Below are 26,390 nucleotides of genomic sequence, written 5' to 3' on the forward strand. Positions count from 1 at the left end.
GACACAGCTTTTTATCAGTATATTTTTTTCATCCTTAGTGTTTAAATTCCTGTATTCTTAAATACAGGAGTTTTTGCGTCTATATGGTAAAAATAAAAAATTTACACCTATTTCACTTTTAAATGAAATAAATTATTATATTTACTAAATAAAACAGGCTTATATATACTAGGATGAAAATGTATGTTAAATTTGATTTCAATGCCCTTTGCAAAAAGGTATTGGACGAAAAACTTAAAGAACACGGGCTGAAGTACAGGCTGCTGAACTTCGGTGAAGTGGAATTTTATGAGCCCCTCACAAAAGAACAGCACAGTCTTTTTAAGCAAAATCTTGAAGATTATGGCATAGAAATCATAGAAAGCCAGAAGACTGCGCTGGTACAGAAAATAAAAGATGCTATCGTAGAACTGGTCTTTTCTGACGAGATCATACTGGTAAAAGCATCCATATATATTTCTGAGAAACTGAACCACAGCTATGGATATCTTTCCAATCTATTTTCGGAAGTTGCTTATACATCTATTGAGAATTTTATTATTCTGCAAAAGATAGAGCATGCGAAAGCACTGATCATAAGAAACAAACAAAGCCTTACAGAAATAGCCCATAAGCTGAATTACTCCAGTGTAGCGCATTTGAGCACCCAGTTTAAAAATACAACAGGAATCACTCCCTCCCAGTTTCAAAAGATTATTGGAAAAAGAAGAAGAGCTCAAAGCACGGTAATAAACCCTAAAATGCAGTATGAATAAAGAATTTCTGAACGTAATAGTAGCAGATAACGATGAAAACACCTTGATTTTCTTTAAAAATATTTTGAAAGAGTTGAAAATCTCTATAAAAGTTCAATGCTTCTCTAACGGTAAAGATATGATGCTATATCTGAATAATAATGATGCCGTAGTTCCGGAAATTGTTTTTATAAAATATACCATTCCTGGAAAAGACAGCATGGAATGTCTGGAAGAAATTGAAGCAAACTCAAAATTCAATAATATGGTGACTGCTATTTTTTCTGAATCGATTTCAGAAGATGAAATTGAAGATATTTTTGTAAAAGGAGCTAATATTTTCATGAAAAAACCCGAGTCTTTTGAGGCGCTGAAAAAGGTGCTTACAGAAATTATTACAATCAATTGGCAGTATCATACTTCAGGATTGAATAAAGATCATTTTATTCTGAAAGTATGATGAATAAAGGTTTTATTAATTTAATATTAAGAAAATATTAATCGTATTTAATGCATACTATTCACAAATAAGTGAAAATTTTATAACTAATACTTAAAATAATATAAAAAGGATCTGAATTAATATACTGACATTTGTAAAAGTAATCTGAGACACAAATTTCATTATAAAGTAGAAGATACAGATGAATGAGAAGTAATTGTTTCTAAAAACAAAAATTATATAAATCACGATGTTAGTTAACAAAATGAATTATACTGATTTTCCAATTTTAAAGCACAGAAGATCTTTAAACAAAACGGTACAATCATGAAAACTCAAAAGTAGTTGGAGATATTTTTATTCGTTTCATTCCCTCATCTCCACCGAAACTCAGTTAGTTTTTATAATAAGCAAGTTGGAAAAAAATAATTCATTTTGTTTTTCATAATTTGTTTTAATAGTTAAGGTTTTAGCTTATCAAATAATATTGTTATATAGATATTTTCACACCACATCACAAAATATTAAGCCTTAACTATTAAAATGAATTTTTTGGATATCCAAAAAGTAATTTCTTCTAAATAACAGTTTTATAAGGGGGCCGCAGGAAGTATTTTTCTGCGGTTTTTTTATGAAATTTTACTCCATTTGTTTTTTCCTTTGTAGTATCTGATATAATAGTTTTTAATGATCAGATTATCAGGTCTGGACAGCATTGGATCAGCTTCCAGAATTTTTTCTACCGTATTTTTTGTCGTTTTAATGATCGCCGAATCATTAATCAGGTCTAATCTCTTAAAATCTACCACACCACTTTGCTGGGTACCCAGAATATCTCCAGGACCCCGAAGCTGCATATCCACTTCAGAAATTTTAAAGCCGTCATTGGTTTCAGTCATTGTCTTAATACGCGTTCTGCTTTCTTTCGATAATTTATCTGATGTCATCAGGATACAGTAACTCTGTTCAGCACCTCTTCCTACACGTCCTCTCAGCTGATGGAGCTGTGAAAGGCCAAACCTTTCTGAGCTTTCAATAACCATTACAGAAGCGTTAGGGACATTCACCCCGACTTCAATCACGGTAGTTGCCACCATAATTTCAGCTTTCCCCGAAGCAAAATAAGCCATTGCCGCATCTTTCTCATCCGGTTTCATTTTCCCATGAAGCATGGTCACATTGTATTCTGAGAAATAATCCATGACATGTTCCAAACCTTCCACCAGATTTTTGTAATCTAAGGTTTCAGATTCCTCAATAAGCGGATATACAAAGTAAACCTGCCGGCCTTTCTTAATTTCGTCTTTACAGAAGTTATAAACATAAAGTCTGTCTTTTTCACGTCTGTGAGCAGTAATGATGGGCTTTCTTCCCACAGGCATTTCATCAATCACGGAAACATCCAGATCAGAATAAAAACTCATGGCAAGTGTTCTTGGAATAGGAGTAGCGGTCATCACCAGAATATGAGGCGGTATTTTATTTTTGGCCCAAAGCTTAGCCCGCTGGGCAACTCCGAATCTATGCTGCTCATCAATAATTGCGAGTCCCAGATTTTTAAACTTCACCTTATCTTCTAAAACAGCATGGGTCCCTACCAGAATTGAAAGTGTACCATTTTCCAGTTCTTCATGGATAATTCTCCTTTCTGCTGCTTTGCTGGATCCGGTCAGAATGCGGATATTGATTCCTGTTTTTTCTAACAGTTCTTTAATACCATTATAATGCTGCTGGGCAAGAATTTCCGTAGGAGCCATCAGACAGCTCTGAAAACCGTTGTCCATAGCAATAAGCATGGTTAACAAGGCCACCATCGTTTTCCCTGATCCTACATCACCCTGCAAAAGCCTGTTCATCTGAATCGGCCTTTTCATATCAATCCGGATTTCCTTTAATACTCTTTTCTGTGCATTGGTAAGCTCAAAAGGAAGGTGTTTTTCATAGAAGTTATTAAAATGATCTCCAATAATTGGGAAAGGATTACCATAAGCCTGTGTTTTATGGTGAAGTTTTTTCAATCCATATCCTAATTGAAAAAAGAACGATTCTTCAAATTTTAATCTGTAATCTGCCTTATCAAAATGCTCTTTATCTTTTGGAAAATGAACATTCAGAAAAGCATGCTGTCTTGACATGAATTTAAAGGTTTTCATCAGATATTCCGGGAAATTCTCTTCAATAAGACTCGGAATTTCTTTGCAGATATTTCTCAGTGCATTCTGAAAAAACCTTTGACTTAATCCTCTTTTAGTCAGTTTTTCTGAACTCGGATAAATAGGTTTAAGTCTTGTATCTCCTTCTTTATTTTCTTCAGCTTCTATTTCGGGATGCGGCATAGAAAACTGACGGTTGAAAACATTGATTTTCCCGAAAATATAAACCTCTTTGTTAATTGGAAGCTGTTCTTTCAGCCATTTTGAATACTGGAACCACACCAGATCCATGCTGCCTGTTTCATCATTGAATTTCGCAGATAATCTTTTAGTCTTTCCGGTCTGGATTTCCTGAACATGAGTGATTCTTCCCCTCAATTGTATTTCCTGGCTGCTTTCTTCCTGAAGCTGAGAAACGGTATAAATTTTACTTTTATCCAGATAGCGGATAGGGTAGAAGTTCAGCATATCTTCAACAGTGGTTAGGCCCAATACACTTTTAATGAGTTTGGCTCTTTCCGGACCTATTCCTTTTACGTATTCTATGGAGGTTTCGAGATTCATTTTCAGATTTCAGGATGCGGGTTTTTGATTTTTTTGATCCTTATTTTTTGACAAAAGAAATAAAGGTTCGAATTTCGGTAAAATTAAAAAGACTTCCAAAAAATTGGAAGTCTGTATGGTGAATTTTTAGCATTAAATCCTAAAATCGGATCTCTAAATTAATCTTTGATTTTAGATTTGAACTTTTTCTGGTAATCTTCCCATTGTTCTCTGGTTTTAATCTTTTTGAACAAATCTTTTGAGATCAGTTCAAGATAGGGTTCCAGTTCCTTGGCAGATAATTCTCCCTGAAGAATGGTAATGGGATCTCCATGTTCATCCAGAAATACAGTACTCGGAACAGCACCTACATTCATATACTGTGTAAATTCATGCAATGAATTTTTTCCTTTTCTGTGTTCAGTATTGGGATTTGAAAATGTTCTTCCAAAGATATCAATACTCTTTTTTTCTTCTGCATTAAACTTTACAGGATAATAATTCTCGTTCAGATTCTGAGCAATTACAGGATGTCCGTACGTTTTTTTGTCCATTATTTTACATGGGCCGCACCAGTCTGCATAAAAATCAATCAGTATTTTTTTAGGATTTTCCTTTTGGGCTTTTAAAGCTTCCTCAATGGTCATCCATTGTACCTGGGCAAAACTAAAGTTTAATAAAAGTAAGAGAACTATGCTTAAAATTTTCTTCATATTGTGATATTTAGGTAAAAATAAGCATAATTACTTATTTTTTATTTTACATCCTGCATTAATTTTTTCACGTACGGAGATATCAAAATTAATACCACTCCGGCAATTACCGCGTATAATCCCAATTGTTTATATCCATCAGTATAAGTGATCAATTCATCATAGTTGGTAGAACCTTCTTTTGCCGTAGCAAGACTGGCTCCGATAATCCCTGCAACATATTGTCCATAAGCAGAAGCAAGGAACCACATTCCCATCATCATCCCCTGAAGATTCTTGGTAGAAAGCTTTGTCATAATAGACAATCCGATAGGAGAGAGGCATAATTCCCCAAGGGTAATGATTAATAATGCCAGGGTAAAGAAGTTCAATGAAGTAATTCCCTGAAGGTCTGCAAATAGCCGGGTAGCAAACAGAACATAATATCCTAATCCCAGGAAAATAAATCCTAATCCGAATTTAATAATGGTATTAGGTTCAATTTTTCTCTTATTAAGCCAGATCCAAAGAAGCCCGATCAATGGTGCAAGGAAAATAATGAAGAAAGCTCCTCCTGAATTATTCACACCATTCGGGTCTAATCCAAAAAGATCTTTGTTCAGGTTTTTAGCGGCAAAAATGCTTAAAGAACCTCCGCTTTGTTCGTAAATTCCCCAGAATATGATGGAGAAAATAATGAAAACCAAAGCTGCCCAAAGCTTTTTGCGTTCTGAAGCAGTTACTTTAGACATTTCATAGAATAAATAGATTAAGGTTAATGGCCCGATGGTCCACATGAAATAATCCGTATATTCTGTTTTAGCAACCATTGTCATAATGATAGGTACAAAAATCAATGACAAGACATATACTCCATATTCTTTCCATTTTGGAATTGGAGCTGCCTTTGTCTCTGCTAAAGGATGTCCGGGTTGTAAACCAATAGTACCTAATGTTCTTTGCGTAAATACAAAGTTAATCAAGCTGATCACCATTACTATTGCAGCTAATCCGAAAGCAATATGCCATCTCATTTCTTCTGCAATAACATTACTTAGGAATTCTCCTTTACCAATAGCAATACACAAATAACCACCTAACAATGCTCCAAGATTAATTCCCGCATAGAAAAGCGAAAAACCTGCATCAGCTCTTGAATCATTAGGTTTATAAAGTTGTCCCACCATGGATGAAATATTAGGTTTAAAGAAACCTGTCCCTACTACGGTGAATGCTATTCCGAGGAAAAAGAATTTATGGGGATCTGTAGCAAGAATTAAACTTCCTACAATCATCAGGAGACCTCCCCAGAACAGGGATTTTCTGAATCCTAAAATTTTATCGGCAAAAAGACCACCTACAAAAGTAAAGGCATATACGAAAGCCTGGGTGGCACCATATTGAAGGTTGGCTTCCTTTTCATGGAAATTAAGCTGTGAGATCATAAAGAAGACCAGCATTCCACGCATTCCGTAGAAACAGAAACGTTCCCACATTTCAGAGAAAAAAAGGCTCCAGATCTGTCTGGGATATTTTCCTTTGAAATCTTGTATTTCATCTAAAGTTAAGCTCATAATGATATATGATTAAGTTCTAATTAAGGGTTTTTATCTTTCTGATCCAGTTCAAAACGGATTCTGTCCTGGTCAATAATTTGTTTTAATTCTTCTTCTTTGGGGAGGTACAGCAGGTATTTGCTAGCGAATTGATTTGTCTTTTGAGATCCCTGTAGTTCCAGTTATTTTGAACAGATTCGTTGATATAATAATTCATTTTATCACTATTGTCCAGCTTTATCAAGAGTCTGTAGTGGGTCCAGCTCAATTGTTGACGCAATGCGTCAACAATTGGAAACACTTTGTAAAACTTTCGCATATTGGATAAGTTGGTATAATCAAATCCTTTTCCAAATTCTAAGGTAAGCTTCTGAGAAAGTTTTTTCAGTGTATATTTTCCGTATTCTGCACGTTCCTTTCCCTGTTGCTCATCTTCCACAATAAGTTTTCCGATTTGCCAGTAGGTAAGCAATAAAGTAGAATTCGCTATCCGAAAAACCTTTTCGCGCGACTGTCTAATGATTTCCTTTACGGATTGGAATAAAGAATCTTCGGAAATTTCCATCGTACGAAAATAAAAAAAACCTCTGACTTAGCAGAGGTTTTATTCATATTTTGTTAATACACTTAGTTTACACCGTGCATCATTTTCTTTAAGATAGGTGAAATTAAACCTAAGATTACAGAAGCAATACCACAAAGTACTACGAATACCATGAAGAATTCAAATAGATTGTGAATTTCAAATCCTACAAAAGTAGGGTTATGTAATGGAAGCTGAGCTTTATCAAAAGCAGCTACCTGATCTGCAGTTAAAGTTACTTTTTTATCTAATACATCCTGTAGATTAACGCCCAGTTCTTCAGCTTTCTTAAATTTATCACCTGTTGCAGGGATAAGCGCTCCTAATGAACCTGCCAATGCATAACCGGCAGCGTTAGAAATGAAGAATACACCATATAATAATGAAGCGAATCTTTTTGGAGCCAGTTTACCTACTAATGATAAACCAATTGGAGAAAGACAAAGCTCACCACAAGTCTGGATGAAGTATAAAAGCATTAACCATTTGATTGCCAATAATCCTGAGTTTCCAAGATCTTTTACATTGTGGGCAATGATGAAATAAGAAAGAGCAATTAATGCCAATCCCATAGCTTGTTTGAATGGAGATACCGGCTCTTTTCCTTTTGCTCTTAGTTTATCCCAACACAAACTGAAAGGAACAGCCAAAAGAACTACGAAAATTCCATTGAAAATCTGAACCATTGAAGGAGGCATATTCCATCCGAAAATGTTTCTGTCCGTTTGGTTATCCGCGATAAATGTTAATGAAGATCCTGCCTGTTCAAAAGCTGCCCAGAAAAAGATGATGAAGAATGAAACGATATAGATTACCCAGATTCTTTGTCTCTCAACTTTGTTTTCTGCAGAAGACATAATCAGGAAGGCAAGAGAAATCCCTGCCGCGTAGATGAAAGGATAAATAATTCCTTTGATCAGCTGTCCCATTTCTACTGAGTTGAATCCAAACTCCCCTACAAGAAGGTATCTGAAAGCAAAGAATAAAATAACAAATATTCCGCCTGTGATTCCTAGAGCCTGCCCTGAGAATTTAGCAGTCTGTGTTTCTCCTTCCTCGAAATCGGCACTTGTATTGTTTTTTGGCAATCCTCCGATAGGTCTTCCTTCCGGAGTTACTACATATTTGTTTTTAAGAATAAAGAATGTTATTGTTCCGATTACCATCGCAATAGAAGCAGCTAAGAATCCCCATTTGAAAGCGAAGATATCTCTTACTCCGGTCGCAGCATCTTTTACATCTCCTACGTATGGACAGATAAACTGACCTAAGAATGCTCCGATGTTGATCCCCATATAGAAAATGGTAAAAGCTGAATCCAGTTTAGATTTTTCCTGTTTTGGATAAAGACTCCCTACCATTGAGGAAATATTCGGTTTAAAGAATCCATTACCGAAAATGATAACGAATAATGCCAGCCACATAATCAGTTTAGCACTTCCGATGTCTGCTGAAAAAGTTGAAGCACTGATAAATAATAAGAACTGGCCAATAGCCATTAACGATCCACCAATGATGATCGCGAATCTGTTTCCAATATACTTATCAGCAATAAATCCTCCCAAAAGAGGTGTTAAATAACATAACGCTAGAAATCCACCATAGATGATCGCCGCATCAGCTTCTTTTATTAATAAGGAATTTACCATGAAGAGCGTCAAAAGTGCTCTCATCCCATAAAAGTTGAAACGCTCCCACATTTCTGTTCCGAAAAGAACCCATAATCCTTTAGGATGCCTGGAATTCTTATTCTCTACAAATTCATCCGGTTTCGGGCTCAGTGCTTCAATATTATCCATTTCTATTGTTAATTTTTGTTAAGACTGACAAATATAGTTTATTTTGGGTTTTTGGCAAGGTTTTAATTTTATTTTTAAATAAAAAAGCTGCGGAACTATTCCACAGCTACTTATCTTTATAATATCAATGATTAATGTCCTTTTTCCTTCATAATTTTATTCAGTCTTTTTAACATAGAAAGACCTAAAAGTGTAGCAAATATTAACAAACCGAAGTTAACAAGGAAATAATTCGTTTTGTTTTCGTAATTATACCACGTACTCGCCAGGATTCCGGAAAGCTTATTTCCCACAGAGTTGGCAAGGAAGAATCCTCCCATCATCAATGCGGTAATCCTTGCAGGAGAAAGTTTTGAAACGAATGAAAGTCCCATTGGAGACAAACATAATTCTCCGATGGTAATTACCCCGTAGCTGGCAACAAGCCATAAAGGAGATACTTTTACAGCTCCATTATCTCCGGCCATTACTGCTAAAACCATTACCAGACAGGAAAGTCCGGAAATAAATAACCCTAAAACAATCTTGGTAGGAGTTAGAGGTTCTTTTCCTTTTCTTCTCAACAATGCCCAGAACCCGACAATCACTGGTGTCAGTGCAATAACCCAGAACGGATTGATAGACTGGAATAATTCTGTATTGTACAGATAAACTTTATTTTCAGGGTTTTTCTCAAGGGTAGCACGCTGTTCAGGAGATATATTTTTAAAATAAACATCTTTGCCCATTTCTTTCTTCGTCTCTCCTTTGTCATCTTTTTGAGATCGGAACTGATTATCATAAACGGGTACTTCTTTGTTTTCATAGCTCTTACCTTCCACCATATAAATACCTTCCAATGGTTTTTCAAGAGAAGCAGGAACACTTCTGTCCGTATAATAATTTGCCCATCTCGTTAAAGCTGTACCATTCTGTTTGAAAACAGCCCAGAAGAACATACTGATCAGGAATACAGAAAGTAATGCTCCGATAGAAGCTTTTTCGTCAGGTTTGGCTTTAAAGTAAAGAGATGCGTAAAAGTAGATTACAGGTATACAAGCAAAAATAAAGGCATCTGTACTGTCACTTCCAAAAATATTGTTAGGAACAAACCAGCCTATTACTCCAGCAATAATGGCAGGAACAAAAACTTTAAGCATAATTTCCGAAAGCTTGGTATCTCCTTCCTGTACAGGTTTCATCTGTGCAGCATGGATATAATGCTTTCTTCCGATGGTAAAAATCACCATACCGATAAGCATTCCCACTCCGGCAGTGATGAAAGCCTCACCCCAGCCAAATTTATTACGCATAAATGCTGCAATAATGTTACAGATAAATGCTCCGATATTGATTCCCATATAGAAAATATTATATCCGGAGTCTTTATTCGCTTTATAAGGTTCTTCAGAATAAAGGTTTCCTAATAATGTTGAGATCGTCGGCTTAAAGAAACCGTTTCCTATGATAATTAATGCCAGTGAAGCATAAAACAGAGGTAAATCTTTAAATACTCCCATTCCTATATATCCGGCAGCCATTAAAAAACCTCCCAGGTAGATAGATTTAATATATCCTAAAACTCTGTCTGCCAGGAATCCACCAATGAAGGGCGTCAGATAAGTTAAGGCAATATAAGTTCCGAAAATGTCATCAGCAGTTTTATCCGGAAGTCCAAGTCCGCCTTTCATACCCGTAGGCTCAATAACATACAGAACAAAGATTCCAAGAATCAGGTAATACCCGAAACGCTCCCACATCTCAGTGAAAAAGAGGAAGGGCAGCCCTTTAGGATGTTTAGTCTTCATATATTCAATTTTCAAATTTCCCAAAAATAGGTTTTTAATTTTAATTGATAAAATAAATAAAACTGCCGTAAATGATTAATGAAATAAATAAGAAATATCAATGTGCATACGAGTTTTCTTTATCCAAAAACTTGTACATATTTTACAAATTAAAGGAAAATGAATAAGCATAAAACATGCATATGTATTTCCTTTTCAAGTGATATTTGTTTTCTATTTTCGGTAATGTCAATAGTGACATATAATGATAAAAAAACATTTTATTATGAAAAAATTAAAGAAACTTTCGAGAGAGAATTTAAAAAATGTTCAAGGAGGTAGAAAAGATTTTTGTCAGCCGGGAGCTGGTGATGTATGTGGACAATATGGATTGGAATGTGGCTTTTGGTATACGGTACAAAATGGCCAGGTGGTTGAGTCTCATAATGCTTGTATGTAATGATGTTAACCTGAATAACAGGTTTTTAAAGAGATACAATTAGTATCTCTTTTTCTTTTTCTCTAATACTGAATACTACTTAAACTGTCATGAAAGCATTACTTTTTATCTTATTATTCATATCGAATATTTTGGCTGCACAGAATATTACTTTTATATATGAACTTATCTTTAGAACTGAAAAAAAAGATGTAAAACAAGAATATTATTATCTGGATGTTCTGGGTAAGCAATCTGTTTTTAGATCAGAAAAAGCACGTGAAGCAGACTCATTAATGCAAAAAAATGGGTATTGGCAGAGGCGTCAACCTATTTTTGAGAATATGTATTCATTCAAAAACTTAATCAGTAATACAGTTTATAAAAGTATTACACACCCGTCAATGTATGATTTATATTATATTAACATTGATGATAGACTACAATGGCAGATTCTGTCTGATACAATGAAAATTGGTGATGTGGAATGTCAGAAAGCGGTAACAGAGTATGGTGGACGCAAATGGATTGCCTGGTTTGATCGTGCAAGCCCACTACAGGATGGACCTTATATATTTTATGGACTTCCGGGATTAATTGTTAAGCTTTCTGATGATAAGGGTGATTTTGATTTTGACCTTATAAAAATAAAAAAATCTGATAAAAATAATATGTTCTATTTGCGAAAAGGGAGAGAAATAAATTGGGATATTTATAAGAAATTGCAAAGTGATTATTATAATGATCCCTTTGCTGAAGTAAAAGCCAGAAATATTAAAACAAAAGTTGGTGATGTCAATGGAAATCCTGTAAATTTAAGCTTCAAAGAAATTACGGGAAATATTCAAAAACAACTTAAAGAAAGTAATCCCATAGAGCTGGATAAAGCTGTAAAGTATCCTTAGCGAATAAAATCACTGGCTTATCCTTTTAATCAATATCTTTATCAATGATACGGAATACCCGGTTCAGTATGAAAGAGCAGATCCGGAGTTCTTTATCCCGGAATTATTATCAGAAAATTAAATTATTATGAAAAGCTTATTATTTATATTGCTGGGAACATTTATTTGTTTTTCACAAAGTAACAGATTTATATATGAAGTAACTTCTAAGAAGGATTCTACCTCTGAAAATAGGATGAAAGAAAATTTTAATCTTGATATTACGCCCGATGATATAATTTATTACAATAGATTATACTATGTTAATGATTCATTGTTTGCAGCTAAAAATCAATACGGATATAAAGGGTATAAACTGACTTCATTTCTGATAAAAAAAAATAATAGTAATGAATATCAAAACTATGAATACATAGGAGATGTAAACTTCTATAAAATTAGCGAAAAAGCAGAGCAGAACTGGAAAATTTCAGATAGTACCAAAACATTTGGAGGATATCAGGTTCAAAAAGCTATAACGGAGTTTGGAGGAAGAAGCTGGGTGGCATGGTTTTCCAAAGATATTCCGATGCCTTATGGTCCCTATAAGTTTAATGGGTTACCCGGATTGATTATGGAACTATATGATACCAAAAGGAATTATTATTTCAAAATTATTAAAAGTGAAAAAATTCCTGAGGATTATAAACGGGTTTCATTAGATAATTGTATTTCCAGAGCAATTCCTGTGGATTATACAAAATTGAATAAGTTAAGATTAGAACTGTATGACAACCCTTTCAAATATATAATGAATGGAAGACTGAACTTGTCAGAAGGAAAGAAATTACAGCTTGATGATGGGACGATCCTTACAAAAGAGGAACTGAAACCTGCAGAAGCAAATGAAAGAATAAAATTTAAATCCTTTAATAATCCTATTGAACTGGATAAAGCAGTAAGATATCCTTGATGAAAGCTTCTTTCAGAATATTTTTAAAATACTAAAAAACCTTTCAGAGCTTCTGAAAGGTTTTTATTTAGATATAATATGATATTTATAAGTTATTCAGGATAAAATCCGTCATTTTCTGATACAACTGAGGTCTTGTCTGCCCACCATAGATTCCGTGGTTTTTATCCGGATAAGCCATGAAATCAAACTGTTTTTTGTTTTGAATTAAAGCCTCGGAGAATTCCATAGAATTCTGGAAGTGAACGTTATCATCTGCCGTTCCGTGAATCAGGAGGAATTTACCTTTCAATAAGTTTGCATATTCCGTAGGAGAGTTTTTATCATATCCATCAGGGTTTTCCTGAGGCGTTCTCATAAACCTTTCCGTGTATACAGAGTCATAATATCTCCAGTTGGTTACCGGTGCTACGGCAATTCCCATTTTGAAAACATCCGCACCTTTAGTCATTGCCAGACTGGTCATATACCCACCAAAGCTCCATCCGAACATTCCGATTCTGCTTTTGTCAACATAAGATTGGCTTCCAAACCACTTTGCTGCAGTGATCTGATCCTCAATCTCATATTTCCCTAAATTCATATACGTTACTTTCTTGTATTTTGCTCCTTTGTAACCCGTTCCACGACCGTCTACACAAGCTACGATATATCCTTTTTGTACAAGATGGTTGAACCACATTGCATTTCCATTATCCCATGAATTCGCAACCTGCTGAGAGCCCGGTCCGGAATACTGGAACATAAATAAAGGGTATTTTTTATTCGGATCAAAGTTTTTAGGCTTCATAATCCATGCATTCATCTGATCGCCTGCCGCATTCGGAATGGTGATGAATTCTTTTTCAACAAAATTATCCGTTTTTAATTTCTGTAACTGATCATTGTTATTCTGAAGCTCTTTTACCGCTTTTCCGTTCCCGTCTTTTAAAACATAAGTGTAAGGTTTTGCAGCTGTAGAAGAGGTCTCAATGAAATAATTATAGTTCTTGCTGAAATTGGCAGAGTTGTTTCCTTCTGCATTGGAGATCAGCTGAGATTTTCCGTTTTCAATATTTACTTTGGAAACAACTTTATTGATGCTTCCTTTTTCAGTAGTCTGAACGTAAATTTCTTTTGATTTTGGATTGAATCCATAATAATCTGTTACCTCCCAGTTTCCTTTTGTGATCTGCTTTTTAAGCTTACCATCTTTATCATACCAGTAAAGATGGCGGTTTCCGTCTCTCTCAGAAGCCCAAAGGAATGAATCGTCTTCAAGGAATTCCAGGGTAGGACTGTCAGTATCAATCCATTTATCATCCGTCTCAGTAAACAACTTCTGAACAGCTCCTGTTTTAGTGTTTACTTTTAAAATATCTGAAGCATTCTGGATTCTCTCAGAAGTAATTAAAACAATTTCATCCGGTTTTGCAGTCTGGAATACATTCGGGATGTAATAATTCTTGAAAGAACCTAAGTTCAGCTGTATTGTTTTCCCGTTATCCAGACGGTAAAGCTGTGCAGAAACAACAGAGTTTTTCTCTCCGGCTTTTGGGTATTTATAACGCATTTCGGCCGGGTAAAGACTTTTTCCGTAGATAGGAATATAGATTTCCGGTACTTGTCCTTCGTCAGATTTTACAAATACAATCGCATCAGAATTTTTGGTCCACTCATACTGTCTCGCATGTCCGAATTCTTCCTCATAAACCCAATCTGCCAAACCATTCAATATTGAATTCTTTTTACCATCAGTAGTAATCTGTGTGATTTTTCCTGAAGCAAGGTCCTGATAGAACAAGTTGTTGTCAGAAATGAATGCCACTTTTGTTGCATCCGGTGAAAATGTAGGCTCCTGAACTGTTTTACCGTCATTAAGACTGATCACTTTTCCGGATTTTAAATCTTTTACATCGAATTTCCCAAGGAAAGAATGTCTGTAAATAGGCTGGCTGCCGGTCTGTAAAAGGATTTTAGACTCATCATCAGAAAAAATATAGCTTTCAAACTTTCCATCTACAAGGTTTCCCTCTTTCTGTGAAGTTTTATAAGAATATTTTGCAATTCCTGAGGGTTCTATCACAAGATAATTTTCACCGTTTTTCATGGAAGTGATTCCTGCGATCCCTTTTCCACGGTAGTATCCTGAATATATTTTATCTAAAGTAATTTCCTGTGCCGATACATTTTGGAATACAGCAGCAATGGTAAGAGTTAATAGGAGTTTTTTCATTTTCAATTTTAATGATTCCAAATTTAATAATTCTTACTTATATAACCATATAAAATGCAAAATCAGGATTTGATATCCTTTTTTATGTTATAATAATTTCAATAATGAAATTTTTGAAAAAAGGCAATTTGGCAAAAGAATTGAATATATAATAACTATAAATCAAATCAAATGATAATTATGGAAACGAATGCATACAACCAGAAACTGAACCGTTATGTATTAAACGACCAGATTGTTTATACAGGTTTTTCCAGTTTTAATGACGCTGAAGAATGCGCCCATAAAAAAGGAGGAACATTGGTAGAAGTAGTGTTTAGAGATGGGAATGATAATCCCGAAATTACTGATGAAGCAGGTTTGATAGAGAAAAAACTTCATTACCATGTGGATGCAGGCGATGAATACAAATTTATTCATTCCTCAGATCCCGGATTCAGAAAATATGCGGATGAGTTGCAAAAAATTAAAGCGAGACAACAGCAATCTCCACCCGATGAAAGATATTTTGCCAATTTTGAAATTGAAAATGCGGAAGACCCGATCATTGTGATCAAAAATGATCATTTTGAATCGGTAACATCAAGAGAGCGTTCAAAGTATTTGAAACATGCCTGTGTTTATGAAATAGGGGTTTCCCTGCCAAAATCTTAAAAAAAATCAAATCATGAGCAAGACTAAATATTCAGAAAAAGCTCAGGACAAAGTAGGAAAAGTGATGCACGAATTCAAGGAAGGAAAACTGAAATCTTCTTCCGGAAAGAAAGTGACAAGCAGAAAGCAAGCCGTAGCTATCGGCATTTCTGAAGCTAGAGAAAAGGGACTTAAAACGCCTGCAAAGAAAAAAAGTAAATAAACTTATAGAGAAAAGCCCGGCAATTTTCCGGGCTTTTTTATGAAGTGTAATGAATTCGTATTTATCCTATTTCGTTTCATTATAAAGCACTTTGTAGTACTCATCTGCCATCCTGTCGCTGTTGAAGTGATCTTTCACATCATTCATTGCATTGTGCTGGATTTTTCTCCATTCATCAGGATGATCATAATAGGTTGGAAGAATTTCGTTTTCAAGGATTTCATATAATTTGTTTAAATCATAGTTGTCCTGTTCATAGATGCTCATGTTCATATAATCTGCTTTCGGAACAACGAAAGAGTTTTCTCTATGTTTGGCAAATTCCGGAATCCAGCCGTCGTCAGTGGATAAATTTACGGAACCGTTCATGGCGGCGGTCATACCGGAAGTTCCTGAAGCTTCCCTTGGAACCCTGGGGTTGTTAAGCCATAGATCCGAACCTTGTTTTAAAGATTTACTTAAAGCAAGTTCATATCCTGTAAGAACAGCCATACTTTTATGATTTTTACTTTCCTCGACGAGAGTATTAAATGTGGAAATGGCGGAATAGTCCATTGGATAAGGCTTTCCTGCCCAAATGATCTGTACCGGATATTTCGGGTTGTTCAGAAGCCTGTAGAATCTTTCTTTATCATGCAGAAGAAGTTCCGCTCTTTTGTAGCCCGCAAATCTTCTTGCCCAGACAATGGTAAAAATATTAGGGTTGAATAAATTTCCCGTTTGATCTGCAACAATACTGAAAAGCTTTTTCTTCAAATACTTTTTACGGTAGTCGAAAACAGTTGCATCATTTTCGTCTTTGGCATTGTACAAAGGTTTATCAGACCAATATTTAAATTCCTGTGCATTAGTGATAGAGGTAATCTCACAGATGTCAGAATATTTATTCCACATGGCTCTGGAAACCACACCATGAAGCTGGGAAACGCCGTTGGCAATTCTGGCCATCCTCAATGCACAAAGGGAATGATTGAAGCGGTCATCATTGGAACCTTCAATCTTTTTTACTTCTTCCATGCTGTAGCCGGAGAAATAAGACATATCATAACATAATCTGAAACTATGTTTTTCATTTCCTGCTTCTTCAGGCGTATGCGTTGTGAAAACCAGCTTTTCCTTAACTTTATTGAGGTCTCCGTTATATTTTTTCAACAGGTAAAAAGCTGCCGGAAGTCCGTGAGCTTCATTAAGATGGTAAACATCTCTTTCAATATTCAATTCGTCCAATAGTTTGGCTCCTCCTTTTCCTAATAAAATATATTGGGCAAGTTTGGTAGATTCATTGGCATCATATAATTTGTGACAGATTGTTTTGGAAACGTGATCGTTTTCCGGGACATCTGTGGAAAGGAAAAACATGGGTGCCGTATTGAAAGTTTCAGGATCAAGGTACCATACTTTTACCCAAACCGGAGCACTGTGGATTTCGATTTGAAATTTTATTCCGGTGTCTTCCAGAAAGCTGTACATTTTCCTTGTCCATACAGGCTGTAAAGTCTGATCATGATTTCTTGCCTGGTCATAATAACCAAACTTCCATAGAATACCGACTCCTATAAGGTCCTGCTTAAGATTGTAAGCGCTTCTCATATGAGATCCTGCCAGAAAGCCAAGTCCTCCCGAATATATTTTAAGTACCTGCTCAAGAGCAAATTCCATCGAGAAATAGGCGGTTTTTTTGGAGTATTGAGGATTGATATTGTAAGGTATTCTGAAGTTCCTAAAATCCATAAATGTGCGTTTGTGTTAGAAAAAGACAAAGGTATTAATTATGAAAATAAACTTTACATTAATTAACAGATAAATTAATTTTAAAACTAAGTGTTGAATTGTTTTTTTACTTATCTTTAAGTGTGTAAAATTTTGATTATCAAAAACTTTTAACGATGAAAGCCCAGGGCTGCATGTGTTCTTAAATAAATAAAAAAATCACACATGAAAAAGACGTTTTCTGAGGAAGATCTGATAAAGAATCTGAGTTTATATTACCTGAACAGGCATTTGAAAAAAAAGCCCATAGAGAAGTATCACCGTACCATAGACGAATCTCCGCTTCATGACCGTGAAAAGTACAGAAAGAAATCCGAGATTCTGCTTCTCAATTCTTTTATGCATCACTTCCCCGAAGTGAAATTTGAAAACCTTACCTGCGAGAGCCCGGACTTTATCGCAAAGTTAAACGACAAAAAAATTGGAATAGAACTGACTGAAGTAATCAATCATCTGGAAATGAAGAAAGTGGAAAGCACTTTGAATAAAATGTTCCGTCGGGCAGAAATATTATTAGAACAGGAAGACACTACGAAATATCGTGGTGTTTATTTTTTAGAATTCCATTCGGAAACCAAATTTGATCATCTTGAAGCACAGCAGGAAAATATCATTAGTATCTATAAAAGCATCAAAAAAAACAAACCCATGGGTTGTGTAAAAAGTATCAGAAAATCTTTTCACCGAAGAAATGTCTTTATTACTCATGAATACAGTATGAGCCTTTTTGATGAACTCTGCTCGGAGAAAATTCTGGAACTCATTGAAAAGAAAAATGAAAAATTTCCTTATTATGATACCTCGGTAGATGAATGCTGGCTGGTGATTGTTTCAGATATGAATTCTATTGCGTCAAGATATACCTTTATTCAGGATAAGGAACATTTGAAAGAAGTGAAAAGTCCTTTCCATAAAATATTTCACCTCGAAAACCTGTGTGGGAATATTACCAGTATAAAATAAAGTTTTTGATTTTTGTTGTATTTAGCTATTTCGTGCTTTAAGTTGTGTTTGTGTAAACTATTTTAAATTATTTCGTGTTTTAATTTGAAATAGTTTAAAATTATCTAGATTTTATTGTTTGTAATTAAAATATGGGTATATTTGGTGTGCGTTGAATATCAATATGATGTATAACTAATAAACCATAAAAACATGTAATCTATGAGAAAACTTTTACTTTTTATACTTCTGTGCATCTCTCATACTTATTATTCTCAGGCAGATTGTGCGACTGCATTATCCGTCTGCGGAAACTCAAATATCACTTACAGCCCTACAGGATATGGTAATATAAAAGAACTGGTGAACTCGGGAAGTTGTATAGATTTTACCGGAGAACACAATTCTATTTGGTATAAAATTACGATTGCTACCGGAGGTACCCTTACTTTTGATCTGGTTCCGAATAATCCGGATGCCGATTATGACTGGGCCATTTTTGGTCCTAATGTAACTTGTGGAAGCTTGGGATCACCCATACGTTGTAATGCTGCAACCGTTATCGGGCCAGGCCCGGCTACAGGATTAAATATGACAAGTACTCTTCTAAGTGCAGCCGGAGGTTCTTTGACTCCTTATTGTAAATATATGGATGTTTTGCCGGGGCAGACGTATTATTTGTTTATTGATAACTGGGTAAGCAGCACCAGTTCTACAACGGCTCCGTTTTCTTTGACGTGGGGCGGAACTGCCACACTGGCTTCACCGTTTACAGACCCTAATATCCAGACACAGCCATTTACTCCTCCTGGAATTCCTGCAGCCAATCCTGCCGATCCGAGAGAAGTGGTAATATGTTCAAGTACGGCTCAGTTTGATTTTTCTACATTGTCTGCGGGAATTCTTAATGGAAATCAAAACTTTAATGTAAGTTATCATTTGAGCCAGAATGATGCTTTAACAGGGAATAATCCTATTACGGCTCCAATCACGGTAAATACAACCACTGTTTATTATTACAGTATCAATTATACCGATCCAACCAATGCTACCAATCCGCTTAATAAGTGTAAGCAGGTTGGAACATTTAAATTCAAAAACGGTTCTATTACAGTTAAGAATGTAACATTAACCGAATGTAACAATAATAATGCAGGTACAGCTTTATTTGATTTAACTACAGCAGATGTTATTGGAAACCCGAATGTCACTAAAAAATACTATCACACGATGGCGGATCTCAATGCCGGTATCAATGAGATCACTACTCCTATGGCATTTGTATCCGCGGAAGGGATTGTTTATGTAAAGGTCATCTCAGAATTTGGCTGTACTGCAGTGGCACAGATCACTTTGAAATTTTATCCGGTTGTCGTTGTGAATGAAGCGACATTAAGATCATGTTTCATTGAGGCGAATCCATCCACTGCCTCTTTCAATCTTGTAAATGCTTCAGTAACAGGTCAGACCAATCCGACCAAGAAATACTATCCTTCATTGACGGATGCTGTTAATCAGACGAATGAGATTCTGAATGCTAATAATTATATTGCCCCTAATGGATTTGTATATGTAAGAGTTTCCAATGCCCAGGGATGTTATACAATAGCCAGAATTACTTTAGTTGTTATTGCTCCGGTATATTCTACTACTCTTAAAGATGTAACCATTTGTGCAGAAGATCAGACCACGCTGGATGCTGGTCCGGGATTCAAAAGTTACGAATGGAGCACAGGAGCTACTACCCAAACAATCAAAGCAGGAATTGGAGTGTATTGGGTAAAACTTAAAACCGGAGAATGTATTACAACCCAAACAGTAAAGGTACTTCCTTCTGAACAGCCGGTTGTTTCCGGAATTGATATCTCAAATAATACAATTACAGTTTCAGTAACAGGAGGAAATCCGGCGTATAAATATTCAATAGACAATATTATCTGGCAGGATTCTAATGTATTTAATAATCTTTCAAGAGGAGATCATAAAGTTTACGTAAAAGACGCTTACGATTGCGATCCTATAGAAATAGGAGTCGTTGTACCTAATTTAGTTAACGTGATTACCCCGAACGCGGATGGAGTGAATGATGTGATTGATTATTCAGCATTAGGCAATAAACAAAACTTGATCATGAATATTTTTGACCGTTACGGAAACAAAATCTTCCAGGCTGACAGATCAAATGGTTATAGATGGGATGGTACGCAGGGCGGAAGAAGAGTACCTACCGGAACTTACTGGTATTCTATCACATGGAATGAAAATGATAAAAATAATACAGCAATCAAATTTACAGGTTGGGTATTGGTAAAAAACAGAGAATAACAATAAATATAATACATAGATAAAACCACTTCGTTTGAAGTGGTTTTTATTTTTAAAGTTTTTAAATTAGGTATCAAAATAAAAAAAATGAAAGACCTGTTTGTAAAACGTTTTGAATATTATAAATCTCTGGGAGATAAAACATTTGGCCAGCTTACTGATGAACAGATGTTCTGGCAGTATAATGAGGAGAGTAATTCTATTGCCGTTATTGTGAAGCACATTGCAGGAAATATGCTTTCAAGATGGACCAATTTTCTTACTGAAGATGGAGAGAAGTCATGGCGTAACCGTGATGGAGAGTTTGTCAATACATTTACTACTAAAGAACAAGTGCTGGATTTTTGGGAAAAAGGCTGGGAATGTTTTTTTGATGCCCTTGAAAAAATCAATGATGACAACCTTTATTCAACTACTTATATCAGAGGGGAAGCTCACCCTGTTATTGATGCTGTTCTCCGCCAGCTGGCTCACTATCCTTATCATATCGGTCAGATTGTTTATATCGCTAAAATGATAAAAAATGAAGATTGGAATACACTGTCTATTGCCAGAAACCGTTCTCAGGAATTTAATACAGAAATGAAAAACAAGTTTTTAAATGGTGAGCCAGGCACCAATTCATCACCCGTCTGCTTTCAAAACAGCCCTGAAATAAGGGACGAATATAAACAATAGATTCAATCAATCTTGGATTCTTATTAAAATTACTATCTTTGCACCCATAAAATTCAGGAGTAACAAATGTCTACTTTTCATAGAACTGCCGCGTTTCATACACTTGGCTGCAAATTAAATTTTGCGGAAACATCTACTATTGCCCGTCAATTAACAGATGCAGGTTATGATAAGGTAAGTTTTGATGAAAAAGCAAACGTGTATGTTATCAATACATGTTCCGTGACAGAAAATGCTGACCGTGAGTGTAAACTGCACGTGAAAAGAGCTATGAAAGCCAATCCGGAAGGACTGGTAGTTATTGTTGGATGTTATGCACAATTGAAACCTGAAGAGATTTCCCAAATTGAAGGAGTTGATCTTGTTTTAGGAGCAAAAGAAAAATTCAATATTCTGAGCTACCTGGATGATTTGGAGAAATCTGAGAATGAAGGAGTAGTGCACTCATGTGAAATTGAAGAAACAGACTTCTTTATCGGAAGTTATTCTATTGGTGACAGAACCAGAGCTTTCCTGAAAGTACAGGATGGTTGTGACTATAAATGTACATACTGTACGATCCCGTTAGCAAGAGGAATTTCACGTTCCGATACTATTGAAAATGTTCTCAGAAACGCTACAGAAATTGCCGCAAAAGACATCAAAGAAATTGTGCTTACAGGGGTGAATATCGGTGATTATGGTAAAGGGGAATTCGGAAATAAAAGACACGAACATACTTTCCTTGATCTTATTTCGGAACTTGATAAAGTAGAAGGAATTGAAAGAATCCGTATATCTTCTATTGAACCGAACCTTTTGAAAGATGAAAGTATTGAACTGGTTTCTAAAAGTAAAAGCTTTGTTCCGCATTTTCATATCCCGTTACAGTCCGGAAGCGATGATCTCCTGAAAAAGATGAAACGCCGTTACCTGACAAAACTGTACAATGACAGAGTCAACAAGATCCGCGAGGTAATGCCTGATGCGGCTATTGGTGTAGACGTTATTGTAGGATTTCCGGGAGAAACAGAGGAGATATTTATGGAAACCTATAATTTCCTTAATGAGCTTCCTATCACTTACCTTCACGTATTTACCTATTCTGAAAGAGAAAATACGGAAGCCGCTGCAATGGAAGGTGTTGTTCCGGTAGCTGAAAGAAAAAAACGTAATAAAATGCTTAGAATTCTATCTGAAAAGAAGAAAATGGCATTTTATCAGACACAACTTGGAAAATCGCTTCCTGTTCTTTGGGAGCATGAAAATAAAGACGGGAAAATGTTTGGCTTCACAGAAAACTATGTGAGAGTCCAGAAAGACTTTGATGCTGCATCCGTAAACCAAATCGAATTTCTGAATTTAGAAAAAATCCTGTCAGATGGCACGGTTTCTGTGCAGTCCTCTTATCAAAACTTTTTAGCAAAAGCGTAGGCTCTTTGCTAAAATTCTACTAAATTTATTTTTAAACTTTTAAATACTACATTCATGAGAGATAAGTTTTTATCTTGGGGAATTGTATTAGTAATTGCTACATGGATTATAGCAATACTGATCAGAGCGCATTATTGGATACCAACACTGTTATCCGCAATTTATGCATTAGGTGTATACAATGCTTACCAATCGAAACATGCTATTTTGAGGAACTTTCCTGTATTGGGATACTTCAGGTATTTTTTCGAGAGTATTTCACCTGAAATGCAGCAATATTTTATTGAAAGGGAGACAGATGGGAAACCGTTTCCAAGAAATCAGCGTTCTGCAGTATACAGACGTGCGAAAAATTTAAGTGATACCGTAGCTTTCGGTACACAGCTGGAAGTTAATCACAGAAAATATGAAGGGATCAAGCATTCTATTTATGCAAAATCACCGTCAGAAGAGCTTCCGAGAGTATGGGTAGGAGGAGAACAGTGTACACAGCCTTACCACGCCTCATTATTTAATATCTCAGCCATGAGTTTCGGAGCATTGAGTGACAGAGCTCAGATCTCCCTGAACAGAGGGGCCAAAAAAGGAAATTTTTATCACAATACAGGAGAAGGAGGAATTTCGCCACACCATATGGAAGGAGGTGATTTATGCTGGCAGATCGGAACAGGATACTTTGGATGCCGTGACGAAGAAGGAAAGTTTAATCCGCAGCTTTTTGAAAAATATGCTACACTTCCTAATGTGAAAATGATTGAGATCAAACTATCACAGGGAGCAAAACCAGGACATGGAGGAGTTCTTCCCGGTGTAAAAAATACTCCGGAAATTGCAGCGATCCGTCACGTAACGCCTGGAATGACTGTTATTTCACCACCATCACATACCTCATTCTCTGATGCAGCCGGATTGCTGAGGTTTGTACAGCAGCTGAGAGAACTTTCAGGCGGGAAACCTGTAGGTTTTAAGCTTTGTATAGGGGATACCAAAGAATTTGAAGACATCTGCGTTCAAATGAATGTTTTGAAAATTTATCCGGACTTTATTACCATAGACGGAGCGGAAGGAGGAACAGGAGCTGCACCGCCGGAATTCTCAGATGGAGTAGGGATGCCATTGGAACCGGCCTTGATATTTGTGAACAGAACGCTTAATAACTATAATGTAAGACACAAACTAAGAGTGATTGCCAGCGGAAAAGTTCTTACCAGTCTGGATATTCTGAGAGCAATTTCGATGGGAGCTGATATGTGTAACAATGCAAGAGGGTTTATGTTCTCTCTGGGATGTATTCAGGCATTGAGATGTAATACAAACAACTGTCCTACAGGAGTTGCTACCCAGGATAAAATGCTTATTAAAGGACTTGATGTGACGGATAAGGCAGAAAGAGTATATCATTTCCATAAAAACACGCTTCATACCTGCAATGAGCTGATTGCCGCAGCAGGAAGAAGTTCTTACGAAGAAGTAGATGCTACCATGTTTATGAGAGGAGATGAATTTGACCACCTTGCAGATCTTTATTTCCCGGATATCTTAGGAAATGTGAAGCAGAAGGCAAGATGATCGTAATATATTACATAAAAAAACACCGCTATTGAGACGGTGTTTTTTTATTATGTGATTACTTTTATTGTTGTTGTTCGGATGTTTGTTTTTCACCATCTGGTCTGCTCTCTCTTCCATAAATCTGAAAGTTGAATACAAAAGATTTATTTCTGTAAGAAGTATTCAAGTACGGATAATGAGGGTTTCTGGCAAAAGCAGCTCTTGAAGGAACAATAATCACTCCCTGCAAGTTATAAGGAGCCTCACTAGAAGGATTATTGAATGCTTTGAACTTCTGTAAAGCTTCTCTGAAACCAGGAATCTGGTAATATTTTGCTTTTTTTGCAGCATCAGTTGTACCAGCCTCCAGTATTGATCTCTTTGTATAATAAAACATAGGGTCAATAACAGGAATACCAGTTCCGTCAATGGTATTTAAAAAAGCAGCTTTTGACGTAAATGAAGTGTTTCCGTCAGAATTAACAGCCAGATAAGAGTAAGCTCTTCCCATGATTTTGATAATATCATCGTCTTTGATTGTAGATTCATAAGCAGGAGTGGGGTTAGCAGGAGGCTGGGCTCCGCTTCTGACAATATAGATTGTTCCTGAAGGAAGCGTTACAGGCGACAATTCAGATAGTTTCTTTTCGTTATCATCCGCAGTATCCGTAGAACTGAAAGCTTTTATATTACCCTGTGCATCCAGATAATTCTCATCCATCAATTTCTTAATGGCTTGATCATCATATGTGTTTTGTGTTGCAATGTCTTCCGGCTCTACATAAACGTCTGGCGTATCATCTTTTTTACAGGCGGAAAAACACAAAGATCCTGCAAGGATATATAAAAATATTTTTTTCATTTCAAAAAACTTTAATTACTTTACAAATAATATAACGGCAAAAGTATAAAAAAATATGAGAATAGATAAATTTTTATGGAGCATTCGTTTTTATAAGACGAGAAATATTGCAGCAGAGGAGATTAAGAAGAATAGAGTTTCTATAGGAATGTCTGCCGTAAAGTCATCTAAAGAGGTAAAAGAAGGAGATACTATTAAAATCCGTAAGAATCAGATTGATTATAAAATAAAAGTAATTCAGATTCCTAAAAGCAGGATAGGAGCCAAGCTGGTGCCTCTTCATATTCAGGACGTGACAGATAAAGAACAATATGAACTGTTGAAACTTCGTAAGATGTCACAAGACTATTACAGAAACAAAGGAGAGGGAAGACCTACGAAGAAAGACAGAAGAGAAATGGACGATTATGTAGGTAACGATATTGATTCTGACTTTACAGACTGGGATGATTTCTTTGGAGAGACAGATAATGGGGAAGAAAACGAAGATTAATATAAAATAGAAAAGCTCTAGAGATAGAGCTTTTCTATTATTTCGTTGACAATATCTTCCGGTTCTCTGGAATCTGTACCTACAGTGAATTGTGCTTTACTGTAAAACTGATTTCTTTCAAATAAATGTTTAGCGATGAATTCCGGGAGGTCTTCATCGGATATATTGGCAATCAGCGGTCTTTTTTCTTTCTGTTTTGAAAGCCTTTCAACCAATGTTCCTACCGAACTTCTTAAAAAAACACTTTTGGAATTATGATTGATGATCTCCATATTATTGTAATAAACAGGAGTTCCTCCGCCAAGACTTAAAACTACATTTTCTTCCGAAGCCAATATCTCTTCCAGGGCCTCTCTTTCCAGCTTTCTAAAGTAAATCTCACCCTTCTTTTCAAAAATTTCCGGGATGGTTAATTTATTTCTTCTGGAAATCTCTTTATCGAGATCAATCAGTTTAAAATCGATTTTTTCGCTTAATATTTTGGAAATGTGAGATTTGCCACTTCCCATGTATCCGATCAATGAAATTACCATGAATTTTTTTTAAACAAATTTGCGAAAAAGTTTTGAGATAAAGAAAAAAGTCATATCTTTGCACCACTTAAAACAAGGGACATTACTTAAATGAAAACTTGATGAGTAAGTGACCGACTCGGTAGCTCAGCTGGTAGAGCAATACACTTTTAATGTATGGGTCCTGGGTTCGAATCCCAGCCGGGTCA

The 26,390-nt window shown here is 35.8% G+C and carries 23 protein-coding genes and 1 tRNA gene; 14 read left to right on the forward strand and 10 right to left on the reverse strand.

Features of this window, described 5'->3' with window-relative positions; all coding sequences use genetic code 11:
* Positions 1 to 173: 173 nt before the first annotated feature.
* Both FN817_RS20395 and FN817_RS20400 read left to right on the forward strand, forming a co-directional pair.
* Complete coding sequence (locus tag FN817_RS20395) at positions 174 to 755, forward strand: helix-turn-helix domain-containing protein (protein ID WP_142719538.1); 582 nt, start codon at positions 174 to 176, stop codon at positions 753 to 755.
* Complete coding sequence (locus tag FN817_RS20400) at positions 748 to 1,194, forward strand: response regulator (RefSeq protein ID WP_142719539.1); 447 nt, start codon at positions 748 to 750, stop codon at positions 1,192 to 1,194. Before FN817_RS20395 ends, FN817_RS20400 begins: the two co-directional genes overlap by 8 nt.
* Before the next feature lie 611 nt (positions 1,195 to 1,805).
* Here the strand turns inward: FN817_RS20400 and recG are convergent.
* The 6 genes from recG to FN817_RS20430 form a co-directional block, all read right to left on the reverse strand.
* Positions 1,806 to 3,893, reverse strand: a complete 2,088-nt coding sequence (recG, locus tag FN817_RS20405) for an ATP-dependent DNA helicase RecG (protein WP_142719540.1) — start codon at positions 3,891 to 3,893, stop codon at positions 1,806 to 1,808.
* Positions 3,894 to 4,051: 158 nt separating this feature from the next.
* The gene (locus FN817_RS20410) at positions 4,052 to 4,585 is read right to left on the reverse strand and encodes a thioredoxin family protein (RefSeq protein ID WP_142719541.1); all 534 of its coding nucleotides are present in this window, start codon (positions 4,583 to 4,585) and stop codon (positions 4,052 to 4,054) included.
* Positions 4,586 to 4,626: 41 nt separating this feature from the next.
* The gene (locus tag FN817_RS20415) at positions 4,627 to 6,138 is read right to left on the reverse strand and encodes a peptide MFS transporter (RefSeq protein ID WP_142719542.1); all 1,512 of its coding nucleotides are present in this window, start codon (positions 6,136 to 6,138) and stop codon (positions 4,627 to 4,629) included.
* Positions 6,139 to 6,223: 85 nt separating this feature from the next.
* The gene (locus FN817_RS20420; protein ID WP_142719543.1) at positions 6,224 to 6,685 is read right to left on the reverse strand and encodes a DUF1016 N-terminal domain-containing protein; all 462 of its coding nucleotides are present in this window, start codon (positions 6,683 to 6,685) and stop codon (positions 6,224 to 6,226) included.
* Positions 6,686 to 6,747: 62 nt separating this feature from the next.
* Complete coding sequence (locus FN817_RS20425; RefSeq protein ID WP_047424168.1) at positions 6,748 to 8,502, reverse strand: peptide MFS transporter; 1,755 nt, start codon at positions 8,500 to 8,502, stop codon at positions 6,748 to 6,750.
* Between the two features lie 131 nt (positions 8,503 to 8,633).
* Positions 8,634 to 10,289: a peptide MFS transporter gene (locus FN817_RS20430; RefSeq protein ID WP_142719544.1), complete on the reverse strand. Its 1,656-nt coding sequence runs from the start codon at positions 10,287 to 10,289 to the stop codon at positions 8,634 to 8,636.
* Between the two features lie 265 nt (positions 10,290 to 10,554).
* Here FN817_RS20430 and FN817_RS23270 point away from each other — a divergent pair, with 265 nt between their 5' ends.
* From FN817_RS23270 to FN817_RS20440, 3 genes are all read left to right on the forward strand, one after another.
* Complete coding sequence (locus tag FN817_RS23270; protein ID WP_167498907.1) at positions 10,555 to 10,728, forward strand: bacteriocin-like protein; 174 nt, start codon at positions 10,555 to 10,557, stop codon at positions 10,726 to 10,728.
* 89 nt (positions 10,729 to 10,817) lie between these two features.
* On the forward strand, positions 10,818 to 11,612 hold the full coding sequence (locus FN817_RS20435) for a GLPGLI family protein (RefSeq protein WP_142719545.1): 795 nt from the start codon (positions 10,818 to 10,820) through the stop codon (positions 11,610 to 11,612).
* A 127-nt stretch (positions 11,613 to 11,739) separates the two neighbouring features.
* Positions 11,740 to 12,564: a GLPGLI family protein gene (locus tag FN817_RS20440; RefSeq protein ID WP_142719546.1), complete on the forward strand. Its 825-nt coding sequence runs from the start codon at positions 11,740 to 11,742 to the stop codon at positions 12,562 to 12,564.
* Between the two features lie 85 nt (positions 12,565 to 12,649).
* Here the strand turns inward: FN817_RS20440 and FN817_RS20445 are convergent, their stop codons facing one another.
* A complete protein-coding gene (locus FN817_RS20445; RefSeq protein WP_142719547.1) occupies positions 12,650 to 14,779 on the reverse strand; it encodes a S9 family peptidase in 2,130 nt (709 codons plus the stop codon).
* A gap of 180 nt (positions 14,780 to 14,959) precedes the next feature.
* Between FN817_RS20445 and FN817_RS20450 the strand changes: the two genes are divergently transcribed.
* Together FN817_RS20450 and FN817_RS20455 are read left to right on the forward strand one after the other, a co-directional pair.
* Complete coding sequence (locus FN817_RS20450) at positions 14,960 to 15,433, forward strand: hypothetical protein (protein WP_047424502.1); 474 nt, start codon at positions 14,960 to 14,962, stop codon at positions 15,431 to 15,433.
* Between the two features lie 13 nt (positions 15,434 to 15,446).
* Positions 15,447 to 15,635 (forward strand): DUF6496 domain-containing protein, encoded by a 189-nt coding sequence (locus tag FN817_RS20455; protein ID WP_047424176.1) that lies wholly within the window; start codon positions 15,447 to 15,449, stop codon positions 15,633 to 15,635.
* Between the two features lie 66 nt (positions 15,636 to 15,701).
* On the opposite strand, the gene glgP is transcribed toward FN817_RS20455, so the two are convergent.
* The gene (gene glgP / locus FN817_RS20460; RefSeq protein ID WP_142719548.1) at positions 15,702 to 17,366 is read right to left on the reverse strand and encodes an alpha-glucan family phosphorylase; all 1,665 of its coding nucleotides are present in this window, start codon (positions 17,364 to 17,366) and stop codon (positions 15,702 to 15,704) included.
* Between the two features lie 204 nt (positions 17,367 to 17,570).
* Between glgP and FN817_RS20465 the strand changes: the two genes are divergently transcribed.
* The 5 genes from FN817_RS20465 to FN817_RS20485 all read left to right on the forward strand — a co-directional run bounded on the left by FN817_RS20465 (position 17,571) and on the right by FN817_RS20485 (position 24,332).
* Positions 17,571 to 18,368 carry a hypothetical protein gene (locus FN817_RS20465; protein ID WP_142719549.1) on the forward strand — a complete coding sequence of 266 codons (798 nt, stop codon included), beginning with the start codon at positions 17,571 to 17,573 and terminating at the stop codon, positions 18,366 to 18,368.
* 201 nt (positions 18,369 to 18,569) lie between these two features.
* The gene (locus tag FN817_RS20470) at positions 18,570 to 20,672 is read left to right on the forward strand and encodes a T9SS type B sorting domain-containing protein (RefSeq protein ID WP_142719550.1); all 2,103 of its coding nucleotides are present in this window, start codon (positions 18,570 to 18,572) and stop codon (positions 20,670 to 20,672) included.
* 87 nt (positions 20,673 to 20,759) lie between these two features.
* Positions 20,760 to 21,350: a DUF1572 family protein gene (locus FN817_RS20475; protein WP_142719551.1), complete on the forward strand. Its 591-nt coding sequence runs from the start codon at positions 20,760 to 20,762 to the stop codon at positions 21,348 to 21,350.
* 66 nt (positions 21,351 to 21,416) lie between these two features.
* On the forward strand, positions 21,417 to 22,763 hold the full coding sequence (mtaB, locus tag FN817_RS20480) for a tRNA (N(6)-L-threonylcarbamoyladenosine(37)-C(2))-methylthiotransferase MtaB (RefSeq protein WP_142719552.1): 1,347 nt from the start codon (positions 21,417 to 21,419) through the stop codon (positions 22,761 to 22,763).
* Positions 22,764 to 22,817: 54 nt separating this feature from the next.
* Positions 22,818 to 24,332 (forward strand): FMN-binding glutamate synthase family protein, encoded by a 1,515-nt coding sequence (locus tag FN817_RS20485; RefSeq protein ID WP_142719553.1) that lies wholly within the window; start codon positions 22,818 to 22,820, stop codon positions 24,330 to 24,332.
* Between the two features lie 64 nt (positions 24,333 to 24,396).
* On the opposite strand, the gene FN817_RS20490 is transcribed toward FN817_RS20485, so the two are convergent.
* Positions 24,397 to 25,176: a hypothetical protein gene (locus FN817_RS20490; protein ID WP_142719554.1), complete on the reverse strand. Its 780-nt coding sequence runs from the start codon at positions 25,174 to 25,176 to the stop codon at positions 24,397 to 24,399.
* Positions 25,177 to 25,231: 55 nt separating this feature from the next.
* On the opposite strand from FN817_RS20490, the gene FN817_RS20495 reads away from it, so the two are divergent.
* Positions 25,232 to 25,669, forward strand: a complete 438-nt coding sequence (locus tag FN817_RS20495; protein WP_142719555.1) for an RNA-binding S4 domain-containing protein — start codon at positions 25,232 to 25,234, stop codon at positions 25,667 to 25,669.
* 17 nt (positions 25,670 to 25,686) lie between these two features.
* Here FN817_RS20495 and FN817_RS20500 read toward each other — a convergent pair whose 3' ends face one another.
* Positions 25,687 to 26,202: a shikimate kinase gene (locus tag FN817_RS20500; protein WP_047377852.1), complete on the reverse strand. Its 516-nt coding sequence runs from the start codon at positions 26,200 to 26,202 to the stop codon at positions 25,687 to 25,689.
* A gap of 115 nt (positions 26,203 to 26,317) precedes the next feature.
* Here FN817_RS20500 and FN817_RS20505 point away from each other — a divergent pair.
* Positions 26,318 to 26,390, forward strand: a tRNA-Lys gene (locus tag FN817_RS20505).

It is taken from the genome of Chryseobacterium rhizoplanae (genome assembly GCF_900182655.1).
Taxonomy (GTDB): domain Bacteria; phylum Bacteroidota; class Bacteroidia; order Flavobacteriales; family Weeksellaceae; genus Chryseobacterium; species Chryseobacterium rhizoplanae.

Bases quoted from the DNA above. Each gene is read 5' to 3' on its own strand.
- FN817_RS20410 (WP_142719541.1), bottom strand. From the start codon at position 4,585: ATGAAGAAAATTTTAAGCATAGTTCTCTTACTTTTATTAAACTTTAGT.
- FN817_RS20495 (WP_142719555.1), top strand. From the start codon at position 25,232: ATGAGAATAGATAAATTTTTATGGAGCATTCGTTTTTATAAGACGAGA.
- mtaB (WP_142719552.1), top strand. From the start codon at position 21,417: ATGTCTACTTTTCATAGAACTGCCGCGTTTCATACACTTGGCTGCAAA.
- glgP (WP_142719548.1), bottom strand. From the start codon at position 17,366: ATGGATTTTAGGAACTTCAGAATACCTTACAATATCAATCCTCAATAC.
- FN817_RS20485 (WP_142719553.1), top strand. From the start codon at position 22,818: ATGAGAGATAAGTTTTTATCTTGGGGAATTGTATTAGTAATTGCTACA.
- FN817_RS20470 (WP_142719550.1), top strand. From the start codon at position 18,570: ATGAGAAAACTTTTACTTTTTATACTTCTGTGCATCTCTCATACTTAT.
- FN817_RS20400 (WP_142719539.1), top strand. From the start codon at position 748: ATGAATAAAGAATTTCTGAACGTAATAGTAGCAGATAACGATGAAAAC.
- FN817_RS20395 (WP_142719538.1), top strand. From the start codon at position 174: ATGAAAATGTATGTTAAATTTGATTTCAATGCCCTTTGCAAAAAGGTA.
- FN817_RS20425 (WP_047424168.1), bottom strand. From the start codon at position 8,502: ATGGATAATATTGAAGCACTGAGCCCGAAACCGGATGAATTTGTAGAG.
- FN817_RS20450 (WP_047424502.1), top strand. From the start codon at position 14,960: ATGGAAACGAATGCATACAACCAGAAACTGAACCGTTATGTATTAAAC.
- recG (WP_142719540.1), bottom strand. From the start codon at position 3,893: ATGAATCTCGAAACCTCCATAGAATACGTAAAAGGAATAGGTCCGGAA.
- FN817_RS20420 (WP_142719543.1), bottom strand. From the start codon at position 6,685: ATGGAAATTTCCGAAGATTCTTTATTCCAATCCGTAAAGGAAATCATT.
- FN817_RS20445 (WP_142719547.1), bottom strand. From the start codon at position 14,779: ATGAAAAAACTCCTATTAACTCTTACCATTGCTGCTGTATTCCAAAAT.
- FN817_RS20415 (WP_142719542.1), bottom strand. From the start codon at position 6,138: ATGAGCTTAACTTTAGATGAAATACAAGATTTCAAAGGAAAATATCCC.
- FN817_RS20430 (WP_142719544.1), bottom strand. From the start codon at position 10,289: ATGAAGACTAAACATCCTAAAGGGCTGCCCTTCCTCTTTTTCACTGAG.
- FN817_RS20455 (WP_047424176.1), top strand. From the start codon at position 15,447: ATGAGCAAGACTAAATATTCAGAAAAAGCTCAGGACAAAGTAGGAAAA.
- FN817_RS20500 (WP_047377852.1), bottom strand. From the start codon at position 26,202: ATGGTAATTTCATTGATCGGATACATGGGAAGTGGCAAATCTCACATT.
- FN817_RS20475 (WP_142719551.1), top strand. From the start codon at position 20,760: ATGAAAGACCTGTTTGTAAAACGTTTTGAATATTATAAATCTCTGGGA.
- FN817_RS20465 (WP_142719549.1), top strand. From the start codon at position 17,571: ATGAAAAAGACGTTTTCTGAGGAAGATCTGATAAAGAATCTGAGTTTA.
- FN817_RS23270 (WP_167498907.1), top strand. From the start codon at position 10,555: ATGAAAAAATTAAAGAAACTTTCGAGAGAGAATTTAAAAAATGTTCAA.
- FN817_RS20435 (WP_142719545.1), top strand. From the start codon at position 10,818: ATGAAAGCATTACTTTTTATCTTATTATTCATATCGAATATTTTGGCT.
- FN817_RS20490 (WP_142719554.1), bottom strand. From the start codon at position 25,176: ATGAAAAAAATATTTTTATATATCCTTGCAGGATCTTTGTGTTTTTCC.
- FN817_RS20440 (WP_142719546.1), top strand. From the start codon at position 11,740: ATGAAAAGCTTATTATTTATATTGCTGGGAACATTTATTTGTTTTTCA.